Source organism: Botryobacter ruber (assembly GCF_003347595.2).
GTDB classification, from domain to species: Bacteria; Bacteroidota; Bacteroidia; order Cytophagales; family Hymenobacteraceae; genus Pontibacter; species Pontibacter ruber_A.
Genome location: NZ_QCZK02000055.1, coordinates 99,229 through 125,036, shown reverse-complemented (window position 1 = coordinate 125,036; position 25,808 = coordinate 99,229). Strand labels below are relative to the sequence as shown.

The window sequence follows — 25,808 nt, the reverse complement described above, 5'->3', positions numbered from 1 at the left end:
AACGCGATGGACCGAAAGATAGCGATAGACCCCGTAACCCGGGTTGAAGGACACGGCAAGGTGACGCTCCACCTGGACGAGCAGAACCGGGTAAAGGAAGCCCGTTTCCACATCGTGGAGTTCCGGGGGTTCGAGAGCTTTGTGAAAGGGCACCCGTACTGGGAGGCGCCCCTGCTGGTGCAGCGGCTTTGCGGCATCTGCCCCGTGAGCCACCACCTGGCTGCCGGTAAAGCCATAGACCAGATTGTCGGCATCGACCCGGAAGATTTGCCGCCCACGGCCACCAAAATACGGCGGCTGCTCCATTATGCGCAGGTGTTCCAGTCGCATGCCACGCACTTCTTTTACCTGGCGTCGCCGGATTTGCTGTTCGGGGTGGAGGCGCCTGCCGAGAAGCGTAACATCATGGAAGTAGCCGTAGCCAACCCGGAACTGGCGAGAAAGGGCATCCAGATGCGCAAGTTCGGGCAGGAGCTGATACAGGCCATTGCCGGCAAAAAAGTGCACGGCATTTCGGTAACACCGGGGGGCGTGCACAAAGGGCTGTCAAAAGAAGAACGCACTTTTTTCCTGGATGGGAAAGCGATTCCGTCGGTTGACACCATGATTGCCTGGTCGCTGGAGATGGTCCGTTTTCTTTTTGATTACCGCGAACAGCACCGGGAGTGGATGGACAGTTTCGCCGCTTTTCCTTCGAATCACCTCAGCCTTGTTGCTGCTGATGGGGCGCTGGAGCTTTACGACGGGAAGTTCCGGGTATTGGATGCTACAGGAGCAAAGGCTATGGAGGATGCAGCAGACAGCACCTACCAGCAACTTTTTAGCGAAGCCACTGAAACCTGGACCTACCTGAAGTTCCCTTACCTGAAAAGCCTGGGCCGGGAAAACGGCTGGTACCGGGTGGGTCCGCTGGCCCGCCTGAATGTATGCGAATTTATATCTACGCCGCTGGCAGAAAGGGAACGGCAGGCTTTTAAACAGCTCAGCAGCAACAGCCCCAACAACAAAACCATGCACACCCATCTTGCCCGAATGATAGAAGTGCTGCACTGTGCCGAGCTGATGAAGGAACTGCTGCTGGATGATTCGCTGGACCAGGGCGAACTGGTGCGGCAGGGCAAGCACCGGAACCTGGGCATCGGCGTGATTGAAGCCCCCCGCGGCACCCTCATTCACCACTACGAGGTTGATGACAGTGGCATGATTACCAGGTGCAACCTGATCGTGTCGACCACGCACAACAACGAAGCGATGAACCGGTCTGTGCGGTGGGTAGCCGAGCAGGTGCTGGACAGTAAACCCGAAATTACCGAAGGCCTGCTGAACCAGGTGGAAACTGCCGTTCGCGCCTACGACCCCTGCCTGAGCTGCGCCACCCATGCGCTGGGGCAAATGCCCCTTAGGGTATCGCTGTTCGATGCCGCCAACCAGCTGGTAGACGAAAAAATCAGGGAATGAAAAAGTCGCTCCTCATCGGCATCGGCAACTCGGGCAGGCAGGACGACGGCCTGGGCTGGGCTTTTGTGGAGCAGGTGGAACAGGAGGCTTGTTTTCAGGGCGACTGCCTGTACCGGTTTCAGCTGAACATCGAAGATGCCGAGCTGCTTTCGCAGTATGACCAGGTGTTCTTTGCCGATGCCTTTGCCGGTGAACTGCCCGGTGGTTTTGCCCTGACGCCCTGCCACCCCCAGCCCGACACCGCTTTCTCCACGCACCTGCTCTCGCCGGCGTGCACGCTGTACCTGTGCCGGCAGCTGTATGCGCAGGCGCCGCAGGCCTGGCTGCTGACCATGCAGGGATACCGGTGGGAGCTGAAGGAGGGGCTGTCGGCAAAGGCGCAGGCAAACCTGGAGAAGGCGTTGAAGTATTTCAGAACATCTTGTCGGGAATCCGGCGAGCTGGCTTCCTTTAGTTCCTCTCAGCAGAGTTGAAGCATTTTTCTGAAGAAAAAAACTGATGTGTTATGCTTTCCATTCGTATTAGCGGCACTTACACCGACCTCTATGAATTAACCATGGGGCAGACGTACTTCCTGGAAGGAAGGCAGGAGGAGCCGGCCTGTTTCGACTACTTCTTCCGGAGAATCCCGGGCAAGGGCGGGTACGTGCTCTTTGCCGGGCTGCACGACCTGCTCAGCGTGCTCGAAGACCTGCAGTTTACCGAAGCCGACATAGCTTACCTGCAGGACCAGAAACTTGCCCCCGCCTTTATAGAATACCTCAAAGGCTTCCGGTTCCGGGGTAACGTATATGCCGCCACCGAAGGGGAAGTGGTATTCCCCAACAGCCCGGTGCTGCGGGTAACGGGCAACATCCTGGAAGCACAACTGGTAGAAAGCCTGCTGCTCAACATTGTGAACTTCGAATCGCTGGTGGCGACCAAGGCCTCCCGTATGCGGTACGTGGCGGGCGACCGGGTGCTGAGCGACTTCGGGCTGCGGCGAGCACATGGGCCGGGCAGCATACTGGCCGCCCGCGCAGCCGTGGTGGGTGGTTTTAATGCTACCAGCAATGTGTATGCCGCCGAACTGTACGGCATCCCCGCCTCCGGCACCATGGCCCATTCCTACATCGAGAGCTACGACGATGAGCTGGAGGCATTCCGCGCCTTCGCCCGCTCCCGCCCCGACGACTGCATTTTCCTGGTCGACACTTACAACACCCTCAAAAGCGGCATGCCGCATGCCATTACGGTTGCAAAAGAACTCGAAGCACAGGGGCACCGGGCAAAAGCCATCCGGCTCGACAGCGGCGACCTGGGCTCTCTGGCGAAAGCAGCCCGGGCGATGCTGGACGAGGCTGGTCTGAATTATGTAAAAATCGTGACCTCCAACCAACTGGATGAGTATGCTATCCGGGACCTGCTGGCGCAACAGGCGCCCATCGACATATTCGGGGTCGGCACCAAACTTGTAACAGGCGCTCCGGACGCGGCGCTCGACGGGGTATATAAATTAGCGATGGCTTGCGGCAAACCGCGCCTTAAATTATCCGAAGCAAAGGAAAAGATTACGCTGCCGGGCAATAAACAGATCCTGCGGATTTTCGGGGAAGACGGCCGGTTTTATGGCGCTGACGCTGTTATACTGGAAGAGGAAGGCGACAGCGCAACCGACATCTTTCACCCTTTTGAGCCAGGCAGATCGCAGGCAGTGAGCGGGTTGCGGCAGGAGCCACTGCTGCATAAGGTCATGGAAAACGGCAAGCGCACTGCTTCCCCGTCGCTAGCCGAAACGGCAGCCTATGCCCGCGACAGGCTGGGGCTTTTACCTGACGGGTTCAAGCACCTGGAGCATCCCCTGCTCTACCAGGTGGGCATCAGCAAAGCCTTACTGGAACTGCGGGAGCAACTGAAACAGCATTATCAGCTTAAATAAAAATGGAAGCACTACTCCTGATAGATATACAGAACGATTTTTTGCCGGGCGGGTCGCTGGAGGTGCCGGAAGGCGATAAGATTATCGAGGTGGTGAACAGGCTGCAGGAGCGGTTCGAGCTGGTGGTGGCCACGCAGGACTGGCACCCTAAAAACCACAAAAGCTTCGCTTCCAACCACCCCGGCAAAAAGGTATACGACGTAATTGAGCTGCATGGCCTGGAGCAGATCCTCTGGCCCGACCATTGCGTACAAGATACACCCGGTGCCGATTTCCCCCCTGAACTTCATACAGCTAAAATTGAAGCAATTTTCCGGAAAGGTATGGACCCGGAAATAGATACCTACAGCGGCTTTTTCGACAACGGGCACTTAAAAACAACCGGCCTGGCCGATTACCTGCGCGGCAAAAACGTGCAGCAGGTGTACCTGACCGGGCTGGCAGGCGACATCTGTGTGTACCTCTCGGGCATCGACAGCCTGCAGGAAGGGTTCGACACCTATTTTATAGAAGATGCCACCCGCCCCCTGAACCAGGAGGAGTACCAGCGGGTGATGAAAATTTACCGGGAGAAGGGCGGAAAGGTCATCCAGAGTTCGGAACTCTTGTAAGCACGGCTATGCTGCTCTACTCTTTTCGCACGCTGCTCCACAAACCTGTGTAAAATGCTACTGCCACCACCGGAAACCGATAACCATGAACCTGGCATCTCCCACACTTGAGCAGCTCTACAAGCAGCTTCGTTCCGGAGCAAAAGGTCTACGTGCCGGAACCGCAAAACGCCGGATAGCAGCACAGCAAAAGAAGGCGAAGGTCCGGACAAGGTTTGAGCGGGAACTGCTTCTGCTGCTGCGGCAGTTCAGCAGTCCGCTGATGCTTTTGCTCCTGCTGGTGGTCGTGCTGTCTGCCATACTGGGGGAGTTTTCGGATACGCTTATCGTGCTGTTTATCCTGCTGGTTTCGGGGCTGCTGAGTTTCCTGCAGGAGCTGCATGCCGGCAGAGCGGTGGATAAGCTTCTGCAAATAATCGAGGTAAAGCACCAGGTCATCCGCGAAGGGCGGGAGGTGAGCGTACCGGTGCAGGAAGTGGTGCCAGGCGATGTGGTGGTACTCCATGCAGGCGACATGATTCCGGCCGACTGCCGTATCATTGAAAGCAACGAATTGCACGTCAACGAAAGCCCCCTGACGGGCGAGACCTTTCCTGTAGCCAAGGAACCGGGCATCATCCCCGAAAATGCACCGCTGAACATGAAAAGCAACTGCCTCTGGCAAGGGACGAGTGTGGTAAGTGGCACGGCCACAGCACTGGTGGTACACATGGGCCGGGAAACCGTTTTCGGGCAGATGGCGCACAGCCTCACGCAGGTCCGCACGACGGCCTTTGAAGAAGGGCTGAAGAACTTTGGTTATTTCCTGCTGCGCATCACCATCCTCCTCTCTTCTTTCATCCTGCTTACCAACCTGTACTTCCAGAAGCCCTTTTTCGACTCGCTGCTTTTCTCGCTGGCGTTGGCCATCGGCATGACTCCCGAGCTGCTGCCTGCCATCATGACCTTTGCCATGTCGGCGGGCGCCAGGCGCATGATGGACCGCAAAGTAATTGTAAAGCGCCTGGCTTCTATCTTCAGCCTGGGCGAGGTGAATGTGCTTTGCACCGATAAAACCGGCACCATTACCGAAGGTTCCGTGCAAGTGCACGATGTGGTAAACATCGCCGGAAAATCAGACCCGCAGGCCCGGCTGTTCGCTTTTCTGAACGCTACTTTTCAGAATGGCTTCACCAACCCCATCGACGATGTTATCAGCGCACTGCCCCTGGATACGCAGGGCTATGAAAAGTACGACGAAATTCCTTACGACTTTGTGCGCAAACGCCTCAGCATCGGCGTAAGGAGCGCCGCCGGAAAAACCATCATTACCAAAGGCGCCCTGCTGAGCGTGCTGGAGGTGTGCAGCTCCTATGTAGCAGCCGATGGCACCGAGCAGCCGCTCGACGAAGCGCAGGGTAGCCTGCTAAAAGAGAAGCTGGCCAGTTACAGCCAGGAAGGTTTCCGGGTGCTGGGCATTGCTTACCGGAAAACAGATAAAGAAGACATTGTGCACGAAAATGAGCAGCAGATGGTATTCATGGGCTTTATCCTGCTGGAAGACAAGCTCAAGGAAAGCACTGCCGCCTCGCTGGACCGGCTGGAGCAGATGGGCATTGCCGTAAAAATTATTACCGGCGACAACCGCTATGCGGCCATGCACACCGCCAAAGCCCTTGGCCTCAACACCGCCACTATCATCACCGGCCAGGATTTGAATAGCATGGCCCCGGAAGCGCTGACGGTAAAGGCCGTGCAAACCGATGTGTTTGCCGAGGTGGAGCCTTATCAGAAAGAGCGGATAGTCCGGGCCCTGAAGAAATCCAAGTTCCGGGTAGCTTACCTGGGAGATGGCATAAACGATGTAGCCGCCCTCCATGCCGCCGATACCGGCATCACTACCAACAATGCCGTGGATGTGGCCAAAGAAGCCGCCGATTTTGTTTTGCTCGAAAAAGACCTGGCGGTGCTGGCAGACGGGGTAACGGAAGGGCGGAAATCTTTTGCCAACTCCATGAAGTACATCTTTGCCACCACAGGCGCTACGTTTGGCAACATGTTCAGTGTGGCCGGCGCCTCGCTGCTGCTGCCTTTCCTGCCCATGCTCCCCAAGCAGATTCTGCTGACGAACCTGATTTCAGATGTTCCCTACCTGGCAATTGCTTCTGATAAAGTAGACGAAGAGCAGCTGCGCCACCCGCTCCGCTGGGACATCCGCCTCATCCGCCGGTTTATGCTGGTCTTCGGCCTCCATAGCTCGGTATTCGATTTCGCTACTTTTTACATGCTGCATTTTTACTTTGACTTGCCCGAGACACCCTTTCAGACAGGCTGGTTCCTGGAGTCGGTCGTGACAGAGCTGCTCATTGTGTTCATTATCCGGACGCCGAAATCCATCTTCCGGAGCAGCCCGGGCAGGCTCCTGCTGCTTACGGCTGCCCTGGCGCTGGCAGTTACGCTCTGGCTGCCCTTCTCGCCCTTTGCACCGGTACTCAGCTTTGCCATTGCGCACCAGCAGCAGGTAATCGTTATTACCGGAATCATACTGGCGTATGCGGTTACGGCGGAGCTGCTGAAGCATTGGTTTTTCAGGTCTTTCAGAAGAATAGGTTTACCGGGTAGCAGCAGAGGCTGTGGTGGCAGGTGCAGTAAACTATATTTCAGGAGCTGTGGATGTGGTGGCTGGTGCAGATAAAAATTTTGACCTCAAAATAACAAACAGCGCCCGAAAGCCAGGCGCAGCAGCATCCCCGATGCAGCTTGCACGTAATCAGGAGGAGAACTTATGGACATTTTAGTGTAGCTGCACAAGCAATAGAAATGGAAAATCAGCAGTACCTGCACCCGTATGCCTATGCGCCTGCTTACCAAAAGCGGGTTGCCTATTTTTGCATGGAATATGCCATTGCCCAGTCGCTCAAGCTATACGCTGGCGGGTTGGGGTTTCTGGCCGGTTCCCATATGCGCAGCGCCTATGAGCTAAAGCAGAATGTGATCGGGATAGGCATTTTCTGGAAGTATGGCTACTACGACCAGGTACGGCAACCGGACCAGACGATGGGCGTGCTGTTCCAGGAGAAAATTTACGGCTTCCTGGAGAAGACCAGCATCCGGTTTGAAATAACCGTAAACCGTGCGCCGGTGCAGGTGGGGGTATATTACCTCCCGCCGCACATTTTTGGCACCGTTCCGCTATTCCTGCTCACCACCGATTTGCCCGAAAACAATTACCTGGCGCAAACCATCTCGCACAAGCTCTACGATTCGGATAAAGCAGCCAGGATTGCTGCCAGTATTCTGCTGGGTGCAGGAGGTTTTAAGCTGCTCGAAATTTTAGGCGTTGCCCCCGATATCTACCACCTGAACGAAGCACACGCCCTGCCCCTGGCTTTCGCGCTTCTGGAGAAGTACGGGAACGCGGATGAGGTCAGGAAGCGGGTCGTATTCACCACCCACACTCCCGAAGAAGCAGGCAACGAAAAAACTGATATCCGGCTGCTGCAGGACATGAGTTTCTTTTTAAAGGTACCGCCGGAGCAGGTACAGCAGCTGGTAAAGCCGGAGGGAGGTATCCTGGACCACACCCTGGCGGCCCTGCGCCTGGCAAAGCGTTCGAATGCTGTTTCGCGCATGCACGGAGAAACCCTTGTCCGGAAGTGGCAGGGGTATAGCGGCGTTTCCCCTATCCTCTCTATTACCAATGCGCAGAGCTACGCGTACTGGGCCGACAAACCGCTCTACGACTGCCTACAGACGGATCAGGACCAACGTCTGGTGCAGCGAAAACAGGACCTGAAAAAGCAGCTTTTCGAGGAGGTAGCAGACCAGGCAGGCGATATGCTCGATGAGAAGGTATTCACTATTGTCTGGGCCAGGCGCTTTGCCGCCTATAAGCGGGCCGACCTGCTGCTCGAGGACATGGACCTGCTGCACAGCCTGTTAACCAACAACACGTACCCGGTTCAACTCATATGGGCAGGCAAGCCTTACCCCATGGACTATGGTGCAATCACGGTTTTCGACAAGCTGGTAAATCTGAGCAGAGCGTATCCGAATTGTTCTGTGCTTGTCGGGTATGAGCTAAAGCTGTCGAAACTGCTCAAGCAGGGGGCCGACCTTTGGCTGAGTTCCTCGCTGGTAACACACGAGGCTTCCGGTACCAGTGGCATGTCGGCCGCCATGAATGGCGCTGTACTCCTGTCAACGGCCGATGGCTGGGTGCCGGAGTTCGTCCGCCACGGCATCAACGGGTTTGTAGCGCCACCGGCCGACCCGAAACTTCCGCAGCACGAGCAGGACGACCTGGATGCAAAAAACGTGTACGACATCCTGCAGCACGAGATTCTGCCACTGTATTACACCCAGCCGGACAGGTGGCGCTCCATCATCAAAAACAGCATGCGCGACATCCTGCCTTTTTTCGATTCCACCCGACTTGCGCAGGAGTACTATGAGAAACTGTACAATGCCTGACACTTCTGGTAAAGAAAGAGGTGCTTCAGGAAAAGTTTATTATAACTGATGCTGCCATAGCACTGAACGTTATTCAGTTAAAAAACAATGCCAGAAAAAGCCTACCATATCGTGGGATTAACGGCTGAGCAGGTACGGCAGTCGCGGGAAAGGTATGGCCCAAACCGGCTGGACCACAAAAAAGAAAAACAAGTTTCTGGAAGCCCTCAAACAGGCAGCCTCGCTTATTCTGCTGGAAGACGATTTGGGCAAGATGGCAGAGGCTGTAGCAATGGGCAGGAAAATTTACGCTAACCTGAAAAAAGCTATTCAGTACATACTCTCCATCCATATTCCCATCATCCTGACCGTTTTTTGCCCCTGGTGCTGGGCTGGGTTTATCCAAACATCTTCTCCCCAGTGCATATCATCTATTTTGAGCTGATTATGGGCCCCACCTGTTCCATTATCTACGAAAACGAGCCCATTGAACAAAACCTCATGTTCCAGCCACCGCGCAAGTTCTCCCTCACATTTTTCAGCTGGAGAGAACTCACTACCAGCATTATCCAGGGTGTTATGATAACAGCAGGCACCTTGTTTACCTACCAGTATGCCGTACGCAACGGCTACGATGCCGACCTGACCAGGACGATGGTATTAATGGTACTGATTGCTGCCAACATTTTCCTGACGCTGGTCAACCGCTCTTTTTATTACTCCATACTCACTACCCTGCACTACAAAAACCGATTGGTGGCGTTTATCATTGGTCTTACCACTGTCCTCACTGCGGCATTAGTATATGCCCCTCCCCTGGCCGGATTCTTTGGATTCGTCCCGCTGGGGCCACACCAGTTGCTTTTTACGGTGGTAACAGGTTTCGTGTCGGTTATCTGGCTGGAAGGGGCTAAATGGTTCAGGAGGCAAAAATCCCAGTCCTCCACGCCCGTTGGCGAACCTGAAATGGAGGCAAACTTACTTTCTCAAAATTAAACCTGTATTTGTACAACAGCAGGAGCAGCAGCAGCGTTTATAATAAATAGCATAACCCTCTTTTTGCCAATGACTTAAACTTTACCTTTACCACCACCCAGGCTGCTGTTGTTCAACCTGGTATTGTTTGATTTTAAAAGAGGAAAAGATGAAAAATGTACTTTTGTTTATGCTTTTATGGCTGTGCCTGCTACCCTCGCACAATAGCCATGCGCAGTCGGGTGATGTAAAATGGCAGCACACGTACGAGGAGGCTGCCCAACTGGCTGCCGCAGAGCACAAACCCATACTGATGGTGTTTGCCGGCTCAGATTGGTGCAAACCCTGCATTATGCTGCGCAAGGAGGTGTGGGACACACCGGAATTCCAAACCTACGCCAAAGACCATTTCGTACTGCTGGAGCTCGATTTCCCCCGCTTTAAGAAAAACCAGTTACCTGCAGAGCAAACCCGGCACAACGAGCAGCTTGCCGGTCGGTATAACAAAGAAGGTGTTTTCCCGCTGGTGGTGCTGACGGATGAAAAAGGCCAGGTGCTTGCCAAAACGGGCTACCAGCCAGGAGGCCCGGAAAATTACATTGCCCATCTGAAACAAATCCTGCATCATAAATGAACAGCCGCTGCCAGAAGAAGTAAAATGCCATGAAGAAGTTCCGGATAATAACATGCCTTTTGCTGTTGCTGGTCTTTGGCAGCACACAGGCGCAGGCGCCTGAACAGGCATTAAAAACACATAAACAGGTGCTGCTGCTAATGGGAACCCGCTTTGAACTGGTTGCCGTGTCGGAAGATGGGCAGTTGGCAGAAATGGCTGTAGCAGCAGGCATTCAGGAAATCCAGCGAATCGAGGCGCTGCTGTCGGAGTGGCAGCCAACTTCCCAGACCAGCGCCATCAACCGGAGTGCCGGCGGCATGCCGGTGCCGGTGGATAAGGAGTTGTTTGAACTCATCAGGCGCAGTATCCGCCTCTCGAAATTAACCGGAGGCGCTTTTGACATTACCTGGGCCGCAGCCGATAAGGTGTGGCGGTTTGATGGCAGCATGCAGGAACTGCCGTCACCGGAGGCCATTGCCAACTCTATCCGGCATATCGGATACGAAAAAATCCAGTTGTTCCCCGAAACGCACAGTGTAAGGCTGCAGGAAGCGGGTATGAAAATTGGTTTTGGCGCTATCGGGAAAGGCTATGCTGCTAACCGCGCCCGCGACCTGATGCGCAGCATGGGCATAAAAAATGGCGTGGTAAATGCCGCCGGCGACCTGGTTACCTGGGGCAGGCAAGCCGATGGCCAGTCCTGGTACATCGGTATTGCCGACCCTGCCGAGAAAGATAAAGTATTCTCCTGGCTCACCGCCGACGAAACAGCTGTGGTGACTTCCGGCAGCTACGAAAAATACGCCGAAATAAATGGCAAGCGCTACGCCCATATCATCGCCCCCCGGTCCGGTTACCCGGTTACAGGTTTGAAAAGTGTTACCATTATCTGCCCGGATGCGGAACTGGCCGACGCCCTGGCTACGGCGACCTTTGTGCTCGGGAAAGAAGAAGGGCTATACCTGGTAAACCAGCTCAAAGGAGTGGAATGCCTGATGGTAACCGACTCCGATGAGCTAGTGACATCCGATAACCTGCACCTGCATGGTTACCAGAGCAAGCCGAAACCTGCCTTGCTGCAACAAAAGCCAAACACAAAACAGAATAGGCTATGAAATTACTTACCTACGCGCTTCTGCTAATGGCCTGTATAATAACATCGGGCATCCTGAGCAGTTGTGAGGCTGTGAAGCCTTACCAGAAAAAATACCTGAACGAAGAGGAGATGAAGCTGAATGCACGGAAACTGGAGTCGTTCGAAACAAATTTTCAGTCTTACCGGGAAGGTGCCTCCGGAGCAAACGGGGGTAAAGTGGGAGGAGGATGCGGATGCAACTAAAATATGCCGGTTTGCTCGTAGCCTGCACCATGGCTACTGCTTCCTTCGCCCAGACCACTCCCACACCCGCAAGGCGGGTACGAAAACTGGAGCCTGCCGAGGTCAACATCCTGGGGAGCTACTACAGCCAGGACGGCAACCATTCGCCTGTAACAGGAGGCATAGGTACGGAACAACTAACCGATGGAACGCCCACCATCATTGTGAATGTGCCGCTCGACTCTGTTACAAATCTGAATGTTAATTTCGGGATGGACTTCTACTCCTCGGCCTCTACCGATAACATCGACTATAACGTATCTTCTGCCTCCAGTTCCGACACGCGTACGCACCTCAACATCAGCCTCAGCCGCCGCAACAGCCTGAGCAGGATTACGAAGAGTATATCGCTGGGAGGCTCCACCGAATACGATTACCAGTCCTTCTCGGCAGGGGCAGGCTGGGCTGTGGAGTCGGCTGACGGCAACCGGGAATTCAGCCTGGGTGTACTGGCCTACTGGGATGCCTGGTCGTTGATTTACCCAATAGAGCTACGCTCCGGGGAACAGCTGGTGAAGTCCGATAAGCGACAGTCTTACAACCTCTCCGCCACCTACTCACAGGTAATCAATCAGAAGATACAGGCTTCGCTGTCGGCTGACCTGGTTTATCAGTCCGGCTTGCTGTCCACGCCTTTCCACCGGGTGTACTTCCGGGGGATGGAGCTGCCCAGGGTAGAGCAGTTGCCGGATACACGGCTGAAATACCCGGTAGGTCTGCGGGTAAATTACTACCTGAACGATTACCTGACCACCCGTTTCTTTTACCGCTTCTACACCGACAGCTGGGGCATTACCGCTAACACGTTCGAGCTGGAAACACCTGTAAAGTTTGGTCCCTTCTTCTCTGTTTACCCGTTTTACCGTTTCCACCTGCAAACAGCAGCAGCCTACTTTGCCCCCTTTCAGGAGCATAGCCTGCGTGAGGAATTTTATACTTCGGATTATGACCTTTCCGGCTTCAGCAGCCATAAAACCGGGCTCGGGCTCCGCTACTCGCCCCTCATGGGCATTAAAAGTTTCGGGCTTCCTTTTACAAAACACAAATCTATTTTTAAAGGAATAGAACTCCATTTTGGCAGCTACTGGCGCAGCGACGGACTTAAAGCATACATCATCAGCACTGACCTTGGCTTTACTCTTCCGGCTGAATAGCTACCGAAGCGCTCGGCTGCCACTTCATGCTCCTCAATTACGCGCTCAGAAACGCCGGGCAGGTGCTCTACCCGCTCTTCGGCTGATTCTCCTGCCAGAAACACGGGTATCGTCATGACGGTCACAGCCATGATGTTGACGGCAGCCACTGCTTTAACAGTTTTTTCATTTCTCAGTACTCCCCAAACCATAACGCCTGCGCCAGTCAGCGTTCCTACAATAGGAAAGTGGTTAAGCAGCAGGTGGATGTGCGTGTAGTCCATTTTGTATGGTAGTTACAGCGATAGGCAGCATTGTACTGACCAGGCTGGTTCCGTACAACGCTGCTGTAACGCTTGCTTTATTTTATCAGCATGTATTTCTCATTTGGATGCTTGGGTTTAGGAGCAGGTTTACCAGGCTCTACCGCAATGGTTGAACCTGATACGGAACTGACATAGTAGTCCATTTTCTTGTTCCTGCCATAGTGCTGCAGGGCGTCTTTGTAAAGCTTTTCATGCTGGGCTTCAGCCTCCATGGCGTAGGTAAACGACTGTACTGCCTGTTTTGCATTCTCCTGCTTGGCTATTCTTACAAATTCGGGATACAAGGATTCTGTCTCCTGCTTTTCACCCTCAATTGGCTCCTTCAGGTTGTCGCGGGTTGTTTCTACCTTCACTTTCTGGTACATAATTTTGGAAGGAGTCCCTCCGATTTTTTCGATAGCCCGTTTGTGGTTCTGCATGTGGATGGATTCTGACTTCGATACAGCACGAAACAATCTGGCAATTTGTTCCTGCTTTTCTTCTGATGCTTTTTTGGAAAACATTTCGTAACGGCGGCTTGCATTTGCCTCGGCCTGATAGGCTTTCTCCAGATTGGTAAGCGTTTGCTTATGCTGCTGTCCGTATGTAACGAGGCTGCATAAGAGTAAAAACGGAATAATAAAGATTGCTTTCATAAACATAAACTAATTAATTATTAGTTTAACGCAATTAAATTCAAGATAACAAAAGGAATTAAACAAATTTCGTAAATCGGTATTTTTGATATGTAAACATGATGAATATCCAAACATAAAACATTACTACTTAACACCTTGCATCTTTTTATCACTTACGTATTTATTCCTTTTCCCGGAAACACGCTTCAATACTTCCAGAATTATCAGGTACACCAGGGCGCCCCCCAGCACCAGTGCCCAGTCAGCAGCGGCCAGAGGTCCGGTACGGAAGTAGCGGTTGAAAAACGGCAGATAGCTGATGACGAAGACAAAAAAGGCAGAAAGGCTCATTCCGAAGAAAAGCAGCCTGTTGGAGAAAAAGAAGCGGGTGAAAACCGTGCGGCTGGTGCGGCTCGAAAAGATGTTTACAAACTGGCAGAAGACAATGGACGTGAGAGTGACGGTCATGGCGATGGGGTGCTGCAGCGGGTGCCCCGCGTGGCTGAAGAACGAGAGCAGGAACACCGCATACGAGATTAAGCCTTTGATAAGGCCGGAGTAAAGGATAGTCAGCAGGGCCTGCTTGTTGAGCATCTCGCCCAGGCGGCGTGGCGGCCGGTGCATCAGGTCTTCTTCGGGCGGGTCGAAGGAGAGCATGAGCAGCGGCAGCATGTTGCCAATCAGGTCAATGAGCAGGATGTGGATAGCCAGCAGGGCCATGGGCATGCCCCGGAAAGCAGCAGCAAAGCCCAGCAGGATAACCGTCAGCTCCGCCAGGTTGCCAATGAGGTTGGCCAGTACGTTCTTCCTGAGGTTGTTGTAAATGGTGCGGCCTTCCTGTATGGCAACCACAATGGTAGAAAAATCGTCGTTGAGCAGCACCATACCGGCTGCTTCCTGGGCTACTTTGCTTCCTTTCTGCCCCATGGCTATGCCAATGTCGGCTTTTTTCAGGCTGAGCGTATCGTTTACGCCGTCGCCGGTAACAGCCACCACTTCGCCACTTTCTTTCAGCAGCGTTACTATTTTCAGCTTTTCGTCCGGCGATACGCGTGAGAAAATCAGCGTACGGGCCTCCAGGTGTTTTTTCAGGGAGACATCATCCAGTGTCTTCAGCAGCTGCTCGTCGATAACGGCTGGCAAACTTCCGTCGGGGTTGTGCATGCCTACCTGGTTGGCGATGGCACGGGCTGTTACTTCGTTGTCGCCGGTTAGCATGATGAGCTTCATGCCGGCTTCAAAAGCAGTTTGAACGGCGGCTTTTACCTGCTCGTGTGGCGGGTCCACCATCGTTACAAAACCGGCAAAAACAGTTGCGGTTTCCGCTTCTTCCAGCGTGTAGGTTTCCTGTAGCGGCAGGTCTTTGTAAGCCAATGCAATAATTCTTTTGCCTTCGGCTGCGTGCAGGCGGGCCAGGTTCAGGAAGTGTTCTTTTTCCTCCGGCAGAAGCGGCTTTACCTCAAAATTCACCTCGTGCGCCACCGCCGTTTCCAGCACCGATTCGAGGGCGCCTTTTATAAAACTTATCGTTTTGTTTTTGTGCCGCCGGACAATGGAGGTGCGCTTGCGGAAGGAGTCGAAGGGGAAGAGTTGTTTGCGCGGGTACTGCTGGTCCAGGTCTTCCAGCTGAAATCCCGCTTTGAGTACCAGCGTGGAAAAAGCGCAATCGGTGGGGTCGCCGAGGGGGTACCAGGTGGCGTGGTATTTATCGGGCGGATTGATTTTGCCGGTAGAGGCAAGGTAACCGTCCAGGAAAAAAGGCTTCAGGTTCTCTAAATTATCTTTGTGGAGCACGTGGCTGTCGAGGTCGAGTAACTGGCCGGTGGGTTCGTAGCCGGTGCCGGTTACGGTGTAGTTCTGCCCGTTGAGGTAGCAGTGAATGATGCTCATTTCGTTTTTAGTGATGGTGCCGGTCTTGTCGGAGGCAATCACCGTAGCAGCCCCCAGCGCTTCCACGGCCGAGAGCTTTTTCACCACTGCTTTTTTCCGTGCAAGCCGCGCTACCCCCAGGGCCAGCGAAACGGATATCTGGGCAGGCAAACCTTCGGGCACCATGGCGGCGGCCACGCCAATGGTAAAGAGCAGCGCATCGTGCAGGTGACTGTCCAGCAGCATCCGGGCGGTAAAAAGCAGGCTTGCCAGCACCAGGGTAGCAATCGTAATCTTTTTCGCCACCACGTTCAGCTCCTTTTGCAGCGGCGTAAGACTGGCATCGATGGTTTCGGAGGTGCGGGCGATGCGGCCCAGTTCAGTCTGCATGCCGGTTGCCACCACCACCCCGGTAGCTTCGCCGCCGGCGACAGTGGTTCCCATAAACACAGCGTTATCGCGCCCGTTTAGCCCTGCCGCTTCTTCGGGCACACGTGCTGCCTCCTTTATACGCGATTGCGATTCGCCGGTCAGGATAAACTCGTTGGCGACAAAGCCGGTGGTGCTAAACAGCCTGATATCGGCCGGAACGCCGTCGCCTTCGCTCAGGTATACCACATCGCCGGGCACCAGCTCCCGGGCCGGTATTTCCAGCTTCCGCCCCTCCCTTAGCACATAGCACCGTTCCTGCACGAGTTCTTTGAGCGAAGCCAGCAGGTTTTCCGATTTCCAGTCCTGGTAAAAGCCGATAAATGTGTTGAAGAAAACAACCAGCAGCAGCACAATGGCATCCTGCACATAACCCAGGAAAAAGGAAATAACGCAGGAGCCCAGCAGCAACAGCACCAGCACGTTTTTGTACTGCTCCAGAAACACCTGCAGCATGTTCCGTTTGTTGATGTGCCGGATTTGATTATAGCCAAAGCGCTTCAGGCGAGCCGCACTTTCTGCCGTCGTCAGTCCTTGTGCCGGGGAAGTCTGCAGCTGCGCCGCCACCTGTTCGGGCGGCAACCGGAAAATGTCTGCAGGGCTTGAGGCGGGCATGGCTTTGGATGTAACAGAAATCCTCCCTACCCCTTCACCCTTGCCCCCACATACTCCGTCAGCTCCTGCAGCGTCTGAATTTTGCCGTAATCCTCTTCGGGCGTCTGGATGCCGAACTGTTCGTCGAGGGCGACGATGAACTGCAGGTAATCGAAGGAGTCGATGCCCAGCTTTTCGCGGATGTTGTCGTCGGGCTGTAGTTGGGCCGGTTCGGTATCGGGGGCGATGGTTTTGAGCCGGAGCAAGAGGGCTTGTTTTATTTCTTCTGCTGTCATAGTTTTTCGGGTTGTTGGAGGTAATTTTTGATGGCTGTCAGGAAGCGGCTGCCGGTGCTGCCGTCGGTGGCGCGGTGGTCGGCGGCGAGGGTGGCGGTGAGCACGGGCCGCACATCCAGCATGCCGTTTTCGGTCCAGGGTTGGTCGGTAATGCCGCCAAAACCCACCAGCGCAACCTGCGGCGGGTAAATAACACCGAACACCGTTTCCACGCCTCCTTCGCCGAGGCTGGTCACCGTGATGGTGGAGTCGGCAAGTTCGGAACTGCGCAGCCGCAGCGCCCGGGCACGCGGAATGAGGTCGTTGAGGGTCTGCATCAGCTCGTCCAGCGACTTGTTATCGGCATCGTGTATGGCGGGCACCATGATGCCGCCGGTGCGCAGGGCCACTACATAGCCGATGTTGATGGCCGGTTTCCGCTGCAGCCCGTTCTCCCACCAGGCATTCAGGTCCGGCACCTCGTTCAGCGCTTTGGCTACCGCTTTCAGGAGCAGCACGGCGGGCAACAGCCGCTCTTTTACGGGTCGCTGTTTGTTTGTTTCTGCCAGCCAGGCCATCGCCCTGCGCATGTCTATCCTGGTTTCGAGGTAATAGTGCGGTATCTCGCGGTTCGACTTGCTCATGGCGGCTGCCACGGCCATGCGGATGGTTTCGGCAGAGGCTCCGGTGGCTTGCCTGGCTTTTTCCTCCTCTGCAGGAGCAGCTGGTGCCTGGGCTGGTGGGGCAGGTTTTTCCGCCGCAACGGGTGCAGGTGGTGATGCAGGCGGTGGCGCAGGCGCAGCCTCTTTCGGAGCTTCCGGCACCGGTGCTACCCGGGCGGTAATGGCATGCTCTACGTCTTCGCGGATGATGGCTCCTTCCGGTCCTGTTCCGTGGATGGTGGCGATGTCGATGCCTTTTTCTTCGGCTATGCGTTTGGCTAAGGGCGAAGCCCGTACATGATGTTCCGCGGCCGCTGCTTTTTCTGCCATGGGAGGAGGCTCTGTTGCAATCCATGCCTCTTCAGCAGCAGTGGGTGTGGTGGCTGGTGCAGCAGATTTTTGTGGCGTTTCCTTAATTTCGCCATCCTCTCCCGGAGGTATAATCATGGCCATCAGGGTCCCTACCGGCACTTTTTCATCTACCTGTACCAGCAGTTCGCCAATGGTACCGTCGTCGAATACTTCGATGTCGATGATGCCTTTCTGGGTTTCTACTTCGGCTATGATGTCGCCTTTCTTAATTTTATCGCCTGGCTTTACGTGCCATTCACGCAGAAAGCCGCTCTCCATGTCGGCTCCGAGGCTGGGCATGCGGTACTCAAGCATGTTGCAGTAATTTTTTGATGGCTGATACAATCTGGGCAGGTTGCGGCACGGCGGCATCCTCGAGGTGCTTGGGGTAAGGTATCGGCACCTCAGCCCCGCACAGGCGCTGCACCGGCGCATCGAGGTCGTAGAAGCAATTCTCCGTAATCCGTGCACTCACCTCCGAAGAAACGCTCACCGACCTGCTGGCATCTTCCACGATTATGGCCCGGCTGGTTTTGGTAACAGAAGCCAGTATCGTTTCGTCATCCAGCGGACGCAGCACGCGCAGGTCCACTACCTCCGCCTCTATGCCTGCCGCAGCCAGTTCTGCAGCCGCTTCCAGGGCTTTGTAAACGCCGGTGCCGTAGGTGATGATGGAGATGTCTTTTCCTTCCCGCCTTATTTTTGCCTTGCTGATATCGACGCCTCCCTCCACGGGCTGTAGTTCCTGTTCGAGGTTGAGCATGGAGGTGTATTCGAAGATGATGACCGGGTCGGGGTCGAGCAGGGCGGGTGCGAGCATGTAGCGGGCATCTTCGTGGGTGCCGACGGAGAGCACGCGCAGCCCCGGCAAATGGGCGAACAGCGGCTCCCAGCTATGCGAGTGCTGCGCCGCCAGCTGCCGCCCGATACCGGCGCTCATCCGGATAACGAGCGGCACGTTGAGCTGCCCGCCCGACATGTGCAGCAGCGTAGCGGCATTGTTGGCAATCTGGTCCAGGGCCAGCAGGCTGAAGTTGATGGTCATGATTTCGACAATAGGCCGCATGCCGCCGAGTGCTGCGCCAATGCCTGCCCCGGTAAAACCGGCTTCGGATAAGGGCGTGTCCATGATGCGCTCCGGGCCGAATTCCTGCAGCAGTCCTTTGCTCACGGCGAAGGCGCCACCGTAATGGCCTACGTCTTCCCCCATCAGGAACACCCGCTCATCGCCCTGCAGGGCCTCCCGTATCGCCTGCTTCAGGCACTCGCGGTAAGTAATAAGGCTGGTTGCCATGGGTTCAGGTCTTTTTTTCGCTGTAGGTGAACCTGCTCATCTCTTCCACGGGCTCCCAGCTGCAGGACTCGGCAAAGTCTATGGCCTGCTGCACTTCCTCGTTTACCCGTGCCTCCAGTGCCTGCAGGTCTGCTTCGGCTAAAAGCTGCTGTTGCAGGAGGGTGTTGGAAAAAGCAGGAATCGGGTCGCGCTGCTTCCATTCTTCCACTTCTGCTTTATCGCGGTACAGCTCGGCATCGAACATGGAGTGGGCCCGGAAGCGGTAGGTGTTGCAGACCAGGAAGTAAGGTTTACCGGTTTTCCGGACGGTGGCTGCCGCTGTATTGGCCGCCTCCATTACAGCCTGCAAGTCCATACCGTCGACAGCAGCTGCGGTGATGCCGTAGGCTGCTCCTTTTAAGGTGAGGTCTGTTTGTGCATGGGTGTAGCGGAGGGCGGTGCCCATGGCGTAGAGGTTGTTTTCGCATACAAAGAGCACCGGCACCTGCCATAGCGCCGCCAGGTTCATGGCTTCGTGAAAGGCTCCTTCGGCCATGGCGCCTTCTCCGAAAAAGCAGCAGGTCAGCTGGTTGCGCTGCATCTTTTTATCGGCCAGCGCCAGCCCTACCGCCAGCGCCAGGTGGCCCGCCACAATGGCGTTACCGCCAAAGAATTTTCTTTTGGCATCGAACAGGTGCATGGACCCACCTCTTCCCCTGCAGTAGCCTTCCTGCCTGCCATACATTTCGGCCATGATAACGTTTGGCTCCAGCCCGCGCACCAGCGCATGCCCGTGCTCCCGGTAGGTGCCCAGCACATTATCCTGGGGCCGCAGCGCCTGCATGACGCCCACCGCCACCGCCTCCTCGCCAATGTAAAGATGCAGGAAACCGCGTATTTTGGTTTTGGTGTACATCTCCGCCGCCTTCTCTTCGAACCTCCGAATCAGGAGCATCTGGTAGAGCAGCTTTTGCGCCAGTTCAGGAGCAAGAGGCGCTGTAGTTTTGGTTTTGGTTCCTTTCTTTGCCATAGCTTTTCCGGTTGAGATTCAAGGTTGCTCCAGGGTAGACAGGTCGCCCTCCGGTAGTCCCAGCTCACGGGCTTTGAGCAGGCGGCGCAGGATCTTGCCGCTGCGGGTTTTGGGAAGGTTGTCGATAAAAGTGATTTCTTTGGGCGCCACCGCAGGGCCAAGTTTGCGACGGGCATGGGCCGTGATGTCCAGCTTCAGGGCCTCATCCGGCTGGTACTCCGGTTTCAGCACAACAAAAGCCTTTACCAGTTCCCCAATCAGCTGGTCCGGTTTACCTATCACAGCGGCTTCGGCTACGGCAGGGTGTTCCATCAGGGCGCTTTCCACTTCAAAAGGACCTACCATGTGCCCGGAGGTTTTGATGATATCGTCGGCGCGGCCCACGAACCAGAAGTAGCCGTCGGCATCGCGTTTGGCCAGGTCGCCGGTCAGGTACCAGTCGCCCCGGAAGCACTTGTTGTAGCGTTCCTCGTCGTGCAGGTAGGTGCGGAACATGGAAGGCCAGCCGCGTTTGAGTACCAGGTGCCCGTCTTTACCGGGTTCGGTGATGATGCTGAAGCTGTCGTCGGTTACTTCGGCTACGGCGGCTTCCACACCAGGCAAAGGTTTGCCCATGGAACCCGGGCGCACGGGCATGGACCGGTAATTGGCTATCATGATGCCTCCGGTTTCGGTTTGCCACCAGTTGTCGAGGAAGGGCATGCCGAAGGTTTTTTCGCCCCAGGTTACCGCCTCCGCATGCAGCGGTTCGCCCACACTCAGCATCAGGCGCAGGTGCTCCAGGTTGTATTTTTCGCGCGGGCTGATGTTCATGCGCATCAGGCGGCGGATGGCGGTGGGAGCCGTGTACCAGATGTTAACTTTTTGCTCTTCGAGGATGGCGTACCAGCGGGTGGCGTCGAATTCTTCTTCGTCTACGATGTTCGTTACCCCGTTTACCAGCGGGGCGATGATGCCGTAGGAGGTGCCGGTCACCCAGCCAGGGTCGGCAGTGCACCAGTAGATATCGCCCGGATGAAAATCGAGCACGTACTTGCCCGTTACGTAATGCACCAGCACCGCCTTGTGCACATGCAGCGCCCCTTTGGGAAGACCGGTGGTGCCACTGGTAAAGTGCAGCAAAGCGGGGTCTTCGGGTGCTGTCGTGGGAATGGTGAAAGCTGCAGAGGCTTTTTCCATAAGGCGGGGCAGGGACCGCACCTGCCCGCTTTCGTCCTGCTCAGCATCGGTTAACAGCACGTAGCGCAACTGTGGAAGCCGCTCGAGCAACTGGCGTATCTTTTTCTCAAACTGGTCTTTGGTAGTGACCAGCATGCTGCCATCGCCCCGGCTGATACGCTGAAACACGGGCTCCGGCCCGAACACGTTGAACAGCGGACAAAATACGGCTGTTGTTTTTAATGTACCCAAAGCTGCTATGTAAAGCTCCGGGATGCGCCCCAGGAAAGCGAAAACACGGTCGCCTTTGGTTATGCCCAGTTCCCCCAGCACATTGGCAAAGCGGCTGGTCAGCTCCATCAGCTCCTGATACGTGCAGTCGCGCACCGACCTGTCTTTCTTTATCCAGCGGAAGGCAATGTGGTCGCGCAGGGCGCCCATCGCATGGCGGTCTACAGCCTCATAGGCTATGTTGAGTCCCTGGCCGTTGGGCAGGCCGCTGAGCCCGGCTTTTTCCGTTTCCCAGCTGAAGCCGGCGTAGAGGGAGTCGTAATCGGATACGTTTGGAGCAACTGGCATAGCAGGAAGATGTTATGTGATGACCTGAAATCTACTTCACTTCCGTCTGCTGCCGTAGTATTTCAAGCTATGCAGAAGGAAGAACCAAAACCGGTACCGCCCGCCTACCCTACTGCCTCTCCGGAGCGCCTGAAAGGCCTTTGTTTTGGTGGTATAATAACCACTGGCAGGCCTGTGGGCGCTATGATGGCTTATTTTGTTTTACATCACAACGCTTTATATTGTTTTATTTTTTAGGTATATAATTCAATGAAATCCCTCAACAGAGACTGTGGTGGGCGGTGCAGCAAATACATTCTCCTTATCTTTGCTGCCATGCTGCCAGTTTTGGCTCACAAAAAATTTTCTGCAGCACTGACCATTCTTTCAGCTGCTGCTACGTTTAAGTTTTTCAACTACAAACTATCACATCACTCGCACATGAACAACCGTCTCGCGCTCATCGACATGGGTACCAACACGTTTCACCTGATGATTACAGAGGTAAATCCCGACGGCAGCCGCCGCGACCTGGTGAAGGTAAAGCTGCCGGTACGGCTGGGCCAGGGCGGCATTAGCCAGGGCGCCATTGCCCCGGAGCCTTATGCGCGGGCACTCGCCACGCTGAAGGATTTTAAAGCGCAAATAGAAGCACACGGTGTAAGCGCAGTGCGGGCCATGGCGACGAGTATGGTGCGCAATGCAGCTAACGGAGCAGCCTTTGTGCAGGACATCCGGGAGCAGACGGGTATTGAAGTAGAAGTGATATCCGGCGACCGGGAAGCTGAATTGATTTACTTCGGAGTGCGGTCGGCGGGGGTGCTGGACGAACAGAAAGCGCTTATCATTGACATCGGCGGCGGCAGCGTGGAATTCATCATCTGCAACAAGCGGGAAATCTTCTGGAAACGCAGCTTTGAACTTGGAGCCCAGCGCCTGATGGACCGCTTCTTCCAGCAGGACCCCATTCCTGCCGAAAGCATAGCCGCTGAAAAAGCCTTCCTTCAGGAACAACTGCAACCACTCACGGAGGCTATTGCCATTCATAAACCATCGGTTCTGGTAGGCTCCTCCGGCACCTTCGACACCCTCTGCGACATAGACGCGATGCGCAAAGGCGATACCTCCCGCTTTCCGTTACCACCTCCTGCCTCTGCGCTGGCAGTAACTGACTTCTACCAGATCTACGCCGACCTGCTCCGCAAAAACCACGACGAGCGCCTCGCCATTCCCGGTATGCTGGAAATGCGCGTGGACCTGATTGTGGTGGCGGGCATCCTGATTGATTTCGTGCTGCAACAATACCAGTTACAGGAGATACGCGTGTCGGCGTATGCGCTGAAGGAGGGGGTGTTGCAGGAGATGCTCAACCGTTGATGGTAGGATTTTTTGTCTGAATTTGGATTCGCCGGATTAAAGGATTATTCAGATTGTAACGGTACCTGCATTTGCAGCTTCTATTTGCAGCTTCTATAAGCCCAATTTCCAGTCCTTTCTCCCGGAATTATGGAAATCCCATTAATCCTTTAATCTGACGAATCCATATTCAGACAATAATCAGTTAAATCAATTAAATCACAAAAATCAAAGGTTCAGACAATCTCCTGCTATGCCTTCGCCAGGCGCTTGCGCTCCTTCTCGTAAGCTTTGCCCAGGTACTTCATTTTTTTATTGCCACTGGTGTAGCTGGCGGCCAGCACTTTCGGTGACTCCGGTAGCCCCAGTTGCGCATCTTTCTGCGCCAGTTGTTTTCCGATTTGCTCCTGCACTTTTTTGGTTTTGCCTTTGCTGTAGCCTTTGTCGAGCAAAATGTTCAACAGCTGTATACCTGCTTCTTCGTTGCCTTTGCCTGCAAAATAAGCTGCTACTGCTACCGTGAACGGCTGCTTGGGGCTGCTCATGGCGTAGTTGTAGAGCGAGGTTTGGTCGAGGCCGAAGCGGTTAACCTCCTGCGCCAGGTAGTGCTGCTCTGCCTCGTTGTAGCGCTGGATGGCTTCGGTGTAGCGGCTGCTGTTTACGAAGCGGTTGATATCGTCGAGCATGCGCTGGTAGGTTACGGCGGCGGCAATGGCGGCACGGCCGTCTTCGGCGGTGAAGGTGGCGATGCCGCAGGCGCTGTTACCGGCTGCCTTCATGGCGGCCTGGTAGGCCTGGTCGGCGGCGATAAATTTCCGCTCCCGCGCCAGCTCCTGTGCCTTCCGGAAATGCAAGTCGTAAGCAGCCTGGCTGTTGAGGCACTCCTGCGACACGATGCGGTCGCGCAGCAGGTTGTATTTGTTCTGCACATCGGCGTCCTGCTCCAGCGCGTATTTGGTTTGCATGGCTACGGCGGCGGAGGCGGTGGCTCTTGCTTCACCTAATCTGTTGCTCATGGCCTGCTCGTAGCCCTGGCTCAGGCTGGCCAGCAGCACCGGCTTGGCCGCATCGCGCAGCAACTGCCCCAGCTCCCGTACCGGCTGGAAACCAAACTGGCGCTCCAGCTCTTGCGCGGCATCAAACTGACTGAGGGCGGCGCTGTAGTTGCGTTCGCTCAGGTGGCGTTTGCCTTTGTCGATGTGCTGCACGTAGTACTGGAATTTTACCTGCTGCTGCAAATCGGCGGCTTCGCGGGCGTCGTGCAGAACCACGTGGTACTGGCGCTGAAAGGCCACGGCTTCGGCGATGCTGCGCTCTGCGCCTGCCAGGTTGTTGCCTGCCAACTGGCGTTTTCCTTCTTCTACAATCCCACGGTACATCCCATACGCAGCCCGGGCTTCCCCGTCGTTCAGGGCAGGCATGTTGCAGCGGATGCCGCCCATGGTGCTGCACAGGGCACGGGCATCGGCATAGGCGGCTAAGGCATTTCTGTAGTCGCCATGGCTGGTACGGCTGTTGCCTTCGCTTATGTAGGTATTGTAAATGTCGTGGGCCAGGGCCAGGGCCTGCTGCTCGGTCTGCGGGTCTACGCGCATGCGGGTGAGGATGTCGCGGGTCCGGGCGGTGGCTTCGCGGATGAAACCGCCTCTAAAGTCGAGCCAGGCCAGCTGCAGGTGCGAGGGAGCGAATTCACGGTTCACCTCCACAGAGAGCAGAAAATAATCGCGGGCGGCGCGTACGTTACCGATGGTGGCCATGTCCATGCCGCGGTTGTAGTATTGCTGGTCGAGGGTAGCCAGCACGAAGTTCAGGGCTTTTCGTTTATCCAGCAGCTGATCTTCCAGTTGCCTCATCCTGGGCAGCAGGCGCTGCGGGTCGTGCTGTTTCAGGTTAAGCTTTTTGTCGTACTGGGCGGCTTTCAGGCTGGCAAAACTGTTCTCTAGGTCGCGCAGGGTGCGGTCGTGCTGCGGGATGCGGTCGAGGTCGTCGGGGAGCACGCGTTTGATGTCCTGCAGGGCGAGGTGGAGCTGGTTGTCAGCAGTGTAGTAGCCGGCAATGAGGTTGAGGTGTGCCTGCAACTTACTCAGGTTAACCGGCGTGTACAGCACTTCCTTCTCCTCTACCACCAGCTTGTAGCGGGCCTGCTTCAGCGTATCGGGTACGGTGGTATCGAGCAGCAGCATTTCGCTGTTTTTAAAGCTAACGCTGAGCGGATAGGTTTTCAGGACCTGCTGGCCGTTCAGGAGTTTTACGGTGTAGTTCAGCTTTTCAGGCAGCAGCACTTCGGCTAGGTCGAAACCTTTGTAGTTGATGTCGCCGCTAACCGTGAGCTTCTGCAGTTGCACTTTCAGTTGCAGCTTGTCGCCTTGCTGCGCAATGCGGGCCTGCTGTTCGAAGCGCACCACAAACTCCGGCACCCGGTTTGGCCTGCCGCCTCCCTTTGCTGTTACATTATTCTGCAAAAGACTGATGATGTTGTTCACCGTTTGCTGACTGCTGCTGCCACCATTGCCTCTGCGCATGAGGTAAGCTTCGGGAACGGTTTCTTCAAACACCAGCCGGGTTTGTGCCTGTGCCACAAAGGCAGCTAAAAATATCCAGGTAAAAAGTATAGCGTGTTTCATAGTTGTATTGGTTGGGCTATGCAGGCTGTAAGTCAAAATCTGTTCCAGATTCTTGGGCTGCTGTTCAAAATATAGAAAAAAGCAGATGCGATTAGAGGAACAGGCGAAATGTATCGACGAACAGCCGAACTTCTGAAGCTTTTCGCGCCACTGCCTGGATTATTTG

22 protein-coding genes are annotated in these 25,808 nt (G+C 55.2%); 13 read left to right on the top strand and 9 right to left on the bottom strand.

What is annotated here, in order from left to right; genetic code table 11:
• Positions 1-6: 6 nt before the first annotated feature.
• From DCW36_RS18740 to DCW36_RS18685, 12 genes are all read left to right on the top strand, one after another.
• Entirely contained in the window at positions 7-1,458 is a 1,452-nt protein-coding gene (locus tag DCW36_RS18740) for a Ni/Fe hydrogenase subunit alpha (protein ID WP_164891180.1), read from the top strand.
• Positions 1,455-1,931 (top strand): hydrogenase maturation protease, encoded by a 477-nt coding sequence (locus tag DCW36_RS18735; protein ID WP_114778291.1) that lies wholly within the window; start codon positions 1,455-1,457, stop codon positions 1,929-1,931. The genes DCW36_RS18740 and DCW36_RS18735 overlap by 4 nt, the downstream gene beginning before the upstream one ends.
• 32 nt (positions 1,932-1,963) lie before the next feature.
• Complete coding sequence (locus tag DCW36_RS18730; protein ID WP_114778290.1) at positions 1,964-3,376, top strand: nicotinate phosphoribosyltransferase; 1,413 nt, start codon at positions 1,964-1,966, stop codon at positions 3,374-3,376.
• A 2-nt stretch (positions 3,377-3,378) separates the two neighbouring features.
• On the top strand, positions 3,379-3,987 hold the full coding sequence (gene pncA, locus DCW36_RS18725) for a bifunctional nicotinamidase/pyrazinamidase (RefSeq protein ID WP_114778289.1): 609 nt from the start codon (positions 3,379-3,381) through the stop codon (positions 3,985-3,987).
• An 85-nt stretch (positions 3,988-4,072) separates the two neighbouring features.
• A complete protein-coding gene (gene mgtA / locus DCW36_RS18720; RefSeq protein WP_114778288.1) occupies positions 4,073-6,661 on the top strand; it encodes a magnesium-translocating P-type ATPase in 2,589 nt (862 codons plus the stop codon).
• A gap of 125 nt (positions 6,662-6,786) precedes the next feature.
• A complete protein-coding gene (glgP, locus tag DCW36_RS18715) occupies positions 6,787-8,439 on the top strand; it encodes an alpha-glucan family phosphorylase (protein ID WP_114778287.1) in 1,653 nt (550 codons plus the stop codon).
• A gap of 87 nt (positions 8,440-8,526) precedes the next feature.
• Positions 8,527-8,733: a cation-transporting P-type ATPase gene (locus DCW36_RS23050; protein WP_114778286.1), complete on the top strand. Its 207-nt coding sequence runs from the start codon at positions 8,527-8,529 to the stop codon at positions 8,731-8,733.
• Between the two features lie 105 nt (positions 8,734-8,838).
• Entirely contained in the window at positions 8,839-9,414 is a 576-nt protein-coding gene (locus DCW36_RS18705; RefSeq protein WP_240676239.1) for a cation transporting ATPase C-terminal domain-containing protein, read from the top strand.
• A gap of 148 nt (positions 9,415-9,562) precedes the next feature.
• Positions 9,563-10,027, top strand: coding sequence for a thioredoxin family protein (locus tag DCW36_RS18700; protein ID WP_240676238.1), 465 nt, complete (start codon positions 9,563-9,565; stop codon positions 10,025-10,027).
• A 29-nt stretch (positions 10,028-10,056) separates the two neighbouring features.
• Positions 10,057-11,124, top strand: a complete 1,068-nt coding sequence (locus DCW36_RS18695; RefSeq protein WP_114778285.1) for an FAD:protein FMN transferase — start codon at positions 10,057-10,059, stop codon at positions 11,122-11,124.
• A complete protein-coding gene (locus tag DCW36_RS18690; RefSeq protein WP_240676237.1) occupies positions 11,121-11,348 on the top strand; it encodes a DUF4266 domain-containing protein in 228 nt (75 codons plus the stop codon). The genes DCW36_RS18695 and DCW36_RS18690 overlap by 4 nt, the downstream gene beginning before the upstream one ends.
• Entirely contained in the window at positions 11,333-12,541 is a 1,209-nt protein-coding gene (locus tag DCW36_RS18685) for a DUF3570 domain-containing protein (RefSeq protein ID WP_114778284.1), read from the top strand. Before DCW36_RS18690 ends, DCW36_RS18685 begins: the two co-directional genes overlap by 16 nt.
• Here the strand turns inward: DCW36_RS18685 and DCW36_RS18680 are convergent.
• From DCW36_RS18680 to acsA, 8 genes are all read right to left on the bottom strand, one after another.
• Positions 12,469-12,804, bottom strand: a complete 336-nt coding sequence (locus DCW36_RS18680; RefSeq protein ID WP_125185145.1) for a hypothetical protein — start codon at positions 12,802-12,804, stop codon at positions 12,469-12,471. The genes DCW36_RS18685 and DCW36_RS18680 overlap by 73 nt on opposite strands.
• 77 nt (positions 12,805-12,881) lie before the next feature.
• Positions 12,882-13,481, bottom strand: a complete 600-nt coding sequence (locus DCW36_RS18675; RefSeq protein WP_164891179.1) for a rubrerythrin family protein — start codon at positions 13,479-13,481, stop codon at positions 12,882-12,884.
• A 126-nt stretch (positions 13,482-13,607) separates the two neighbouring features.
• Complete coding sequence (locus DCW36_RS18670; RefSeq protein WP_114778282.1) at positions 13,608-16,376, bottom strand: cation-translocating P-type ATPase; 2,769 nt, start codon at positions 16,374-16,376, stop codon at positions 13,608-13,610.
• Between the two features lie 26 nt (positions 16,377-16,402).
• The gene (locus tag DCW36_RS18665) at positions 16,403-16,651 is read right to left on the bottom strand and encodes an acyl carrier protein (RefSeq protein ID WP_114778281.1); all 249 of its coding nucleotides are present in this window, start codon (positions 16,649-16,651) and stop codon (positions 16,403-16,405) included.
• Positions 16,648-17,958: a dihydrolipoamide acetyltransferase family protein gene (locus DCW36_RS18660; RefSeq protein WP_114778280.1), complete on the bottom strand. Its 1,311-nt coding sequence runs from the start codon at positions 17,956-17,958 to the stop codon at positions 16,648-16,650. Before DCW36_RS18660 ends, DCW36_RS18665 begins: the two co-directional genes overlap by 4 nt.
• Positions 17,951-18,937 carry an alpha-ketoacid dehydrogenase subunit beta gene (locus tag DCW36_RS18655; RefSeq protein WP_114778279.1) on the bottom strand — a complete coding sequence of 329 codons (987 nt, stop codon included), beginning with the start codon at positions 18,935-18,937 and terminating at the stop codon, positions 17,951-17,953. The genes DCW36_RS18660 and DCW36_RS18655 overlap by 8 nt, the downstream gene beginning before the upstream one ends.
• 4 nt (positions 18,938-18,941) lie before the next feature.
• Complete coding sequence (gene pdhA, locus DCW36_RS18650) at positions 18,942-19,946, bottom strand: pyruvate dehydrogenase (acetyl-transferring) E1 component subunit alpha (protein ID WP_114778278.1); 1,005 nt, start codon at positions 19,944-19,946, stop codon at positions 18,942-18,944.
• An 18-nt stretch (positions 19,947-19,964) separates the two neighbouring features.
• Positions 19,965-21,683 (bottom strand): acetate--CoA ligase, encoded by a 1,719-nt coding sequence (gene acsA / locus DCW36_RS18645; RefSeq protein WP_114778277.1) that lies wholly within the window; start codon positions 21,681-21,683, stop codon positions 19,965-19,967.
• 420 nt (positions 21,684-22,103) lie between these two features.
• Between acsA and DCW36_RS18640 the strand changes: the two genes are divergently transcribed.
• Positions 22,104-23,039, top strand: coding sequence for a Ppx/GppA phosphatase family protein (locus DCW36_RS18640; protein ID WP_114778276.1), 936 nt, complete (start codon positions 22,104-22,106; stop codon positions 23,037-23,039).
• A 230-nt stretch (positions 23,040-23,269) separates the two neighbouring features.
• On the opposite strand, the gene DCW36_RS18635 is transcribed toward DCW36_RS18640, so the two are convergent.
• Positions 23,270-25,642 (bottom strand): hypothetical protein, encoded by a 2,373-nt coding sequence (locus DCW36_RS18635; protein ID WP_114778275.1) that lies wholly within the window; start codon positions 25,640-25,642, stop codon positions 23,270-23,272.
• Positions 25,643-25,808 lie beyond the last annotated feature (166 nt).

What these genes read in the sequence shown, in the direction of transcription:
- DCW36_RS18740 (WP_164891180.1), top strand. Translation starts at nt 7, where the DNA reads ATGGACCGAAAGATAGCGATAGACCCCGTAACCCGGGTTGAAGGACAC.
- DCW36_RS18690 (WP_240676237.1), top strand. Translation starts at nt 11,121, where the DNA reads ATGAAATTACTTACCTACGCGCTTCTGCTAATGGCCTGTATAATAACA.
- DCW36_RS18730 (WP_114778290.1), top strand. Translation starts at nt 1,964, where the DNA reads ATGCTTTCCATTCGTATTAGCGGCACTTACACCGACCTCTATGAATTA.
- DCW36_RS18670 (WP_114778282.1), bottom strand. Translation starts at nt 16,376, where the DNA reads ATGCCCGCCTCAAGCCCTGCAGACATTTTCCGGTTGCCGCCCGAACAG.
- DCW36_RS18685 (WP_114778284.1), top strand. Translation starts at nt 11,333, where the DNA reads ATGCGGATGCAACTAAAATATGCCGGTTTGCTCGTAGCCTGCACCATG.
- DCW36_RS18700 (WP_240676238.1), top strand. Translation starts at nt 9,563, where the DNA reads ATGAAAAATGTACTTTTGTTTATGCTTTTATGGCTGTGCCTGCTACCC.
- acsA (WP_114778277.1), bottom strand. Translation starts at nt 21,683, where the DNA reads ATGCCAGTTGCTCCAAACGTATCCGATTACGACTCCCTCTACGCCGGC.
- DCW36_RS18635 (WP_114778275.1), bottom strand. Translation starts at nt 25,642, where the DNA reads ATGAAACACGCTATACTTTTTACCTGGATATTTTTAGCTGCCTTTGTG.
- mgtA (WP_114778288.1), top strand. Translation starts at nt 4,073, where the DNA reads ATGAACCTGGCATCTCCCACACTTGAGCAGCTCTACAAGCAGCTTCGT.
- DCW36_RS18675 (WP_164891179.1), bottom strand. Translation starts at nt 13,481, where the DNA reads ATGAAAGCAATCTTTATTATTCCGTTTTTACTCTTATGCAGCCTCGTT.
- DCW36_RS18665 (WP_114778281.1), bottom strand. Translation starts at nt 16,651, where the DNA reads ATGACAGCAGAAGAAATAAAACAAGCCCTCTTGCTCCGGCTCAAAACC.
- DCW36_RS18640 (WP_114778276.1), top strand. Translation starts at nt 22,104, where the DNA reads ATGAACAACCGTCTCGCGCTCATCGACATGGGTACCAACACGTTTCAC.
- pdhA (WP_114778278.1), bottom strand. Translation starts at nt 19,946, where the DNA reads ATGGCAAAGAAAGGAACCAAAACCAAAACTACAGCGCCTCTTGCTCCT.
- DCW36_RS18655 (WP_114778279.1), bottom strand. Translation starts at nt 18,937, where the DNA reads ATGGCAACCAGCCTTATTACTTACCGCGAGTGCCTGAAGCAGGCGATA.
- pncA (WP_114778289.1), top strand. Translation starts at nt 3,379, where the DNA reads ATGGAAGCACTACTCCTGATAGATATACAGAACGATTTTTTGCCGGGC.
- DCW36_RS23050 (WP_114778286.1), top strand. Translation starts at nt 8,527, where the DNA reads ATGCCAGAAAAAGCCTACCATATCGTGGGATTAACGGCTGAGCAGGTA.
- DCW36_RS18695 (WP_114778285.1), top strand. Translation starts at nt 10,057, where the DNA reads ATGAAGAAGTTCCGGATAATAACATGCCTTTTGCTGTTGCTGGTCTTT.
- DCW36_RS18680 (WP_125185145.1), bottom strand. Translation starts at nt 12,804, where the DNA reads ATGGACTACACGCACATCCACCTGCTGCTTAACCACTTTCCTATTGTA.
- DCW36_RS18735 (WP_114778291.1), top strand. Translation starts at nt 1,455, where the DNA reads ATGAAAAAGTCGCTCCTCATCGGCATCGGCAACTCGGGCAGGCAGGAC.
- DCW36_RS18660 (WP_114778280.1), bottom strand. Translation starts at nt 17,958, where the DNA reads ATGCTTGAGTACCGCATGCCCAGCCTCGGAGCCGACATGGAGAGCGGC.
- glgP (WP_114778287.1), top strand. Translation starts at nt 6,787, where the DNA reads ATGGAAAATCAGCAGTACCTGCACCCGTATGCCTATGCGCCTGCTTAC.